Here is a 1,949-nt window from a genome sequence, read left to right as displayed (position 1 = left end):
GCTGGAAACGTTAACATGGGAATTTGGATTGAGGCCTATTGTGAAAACAATGGATCAGCCACCAAACCCTAAAGTAGGCGCGCCAGTTCTCGACCCTACATATTTTTTTGAAGGTTAAATCCAGCTTAGGGTCAAGAAACTTAGATAAAGCCATAGTAAAAATACTGAGAAAAGATTAATAATTATACACTATTCTATACAAATATTCAATCTTTTTTGATATTCGTTCAAGTGTGGCAGAAGAACTTATTCAAATAAAGTAGGTAGTAAAATATAAACATTTTATAAAGTGAAAAATGGACTTTTCAGGCCACTGCTGACTCAATACCCAGTCAATATCCTTTCCACCAGTTCTTTTACTGCCGGTACGTAGCCATTCTCATAAAATGGATCTTGCTTAAATTTGTACACATTGTGCCCGGAAAACATGAGTTCGTTCTCAATATCACCATCGTGTATAACGTTTTGCAGTGTTTTTTGTATGCAAAAACTACGCGGATCTGGCTTTCGTCCTGTTGAATGGTCACCATGATCTTTCCAATTGCTAAACAAACAATGACTTAAGCATCCCATACAATTGATTTGATCTTGTCTTATCTCTGCAAACCTGCCTGGCGTCACAAAAATAACAGTTGTATCTGGAGTTTTCATTGCTTCTGTATACCCTGCTTTAGTCCATGTATTTGCCAGTTCTTTGTCTTTTGCAGTAAGGTAGATCTTTCTACCTCTGCTACCCATTGCAAATTCATTATTAAATTCTTTGCTAGCATTTTCTGAAAACTTTATTTGACGTGAATTCCGTTCCTGCAACTCACGTATGAAGTTATTTTTTACTGCAGATGAGTAAAACCCTGTTGGACTGAATTTATTTAAAAATACATCACCTTCTTCTAAAGTGAGTAGCTTCTTTTTCCACTCTGCAGAAATTGGGCTTTCTTTCGTCAAAAGTGGACGAGTGCCAAACTGAAAAGCTATTGGTCCAATTTGCAGATTGTCAAACCAATGTTCCCAATCTTTCAAATGCCACACTCCTCCTGCCATAACAATTGGTGTTTCTGAAAGACCGATCTCGTTCATGAAAGATCTAAGCTCTGCAACTCTTTCAAATGGAGCCTGTGGTAGCTCTGGGTCTTCACTGTTACTCAGTCCATTGTGCCCTCCAGCAAGCCATGGATCTTCATACACTACTCCACCAAGCAAATAGGAAGATATTCTTTGGTAAGCACGCTTCCATAATGCTTTAAAAGCACGCACCGATGAGATAATAGGGTAATAATAAACCTGATATTTAGCTGCAATTTCTCCAAGCCTATAAGGCATACCAGCACCGCAGGTAATACCATGAATCAAACCTTTCGCTCCTTCTAATATGCCATGAAGCACGCGTTCTGCTGCTCCCATCTCCCAAAGTACATTCATGTGTATTCTTCCATGACCTTTTGATATTTCATTTGCTATTCTTGCCTGACTAATTCCAGCTTCAATACTATACTCAATCAATTCACTATGCTTTTCATTTCTTGTTTTGCCTTTATAAATTAGTGGCACTAACTCGCCATTATCATCAATAAGCTTAGCATTTGCACCAGAAAATGTACCCACAGCATCTGCTGCAGCAAATGCTCCGCTTGATCTTCCATCACTAACTGCAATGCCTTTGCCGCCCTCGATGATTGGCCACACTTCCTTTCCTGAAATTACTATCTTTTTTATCTTATTTTTCAAAACTTCCTCGCAATCTTTCACTCTATTTTACTTAATTACTAAAAAAATGATAGCTGTTTATTTTTTCTTGTATCATTAAAGCTTCTATAGCTACTCATGCTGTTGTAGTTTGAGAGCAGTTCCCATCGGAAGGGTGTCATTCCAGTGCTTGACACTGGAATGGCTTTGTTGCATCGCTCTTCGGATAGTAGGTAACGCACAATAAATTTATGAAGCTATCTCAA

General features: G+C 38.3%; 1 protein-coding gene. It reads right to left on the bottom strand.

What is annotated here, in order from left to right; genetic code table 11:
- Positions 1–321: 321 nt before the first annotated feature.
- Positions 322–1,725 (bottom strand): NAD(P)H-dependent flavin oxidoreductase, encoded by a 1,404-nt coding sequence (locus OZD66_RS05655; RefSeq protein WP_182366451.1) that lies wholly within the window; start codon positions 1,723–1,725, stop codon positions 322–324.
- Positions 1,726–1,949: the final 224 nt, after the last annotated feature.

The organism is Wolbachia endosymbiont of Drosophila baimaii (genome assembly GCF_028982185.1).
GTDB lineage: Bacteria > Pseudomonadota > Alphaproteobacteria > Rickettsiales > Anaplasmataceae > Wolbachia > Wolbachia pipientis.
Note: the sequence above shows the minus strand (reverse complement) of the source record. Positions and strands in the feature narration are given on the sequence as shown.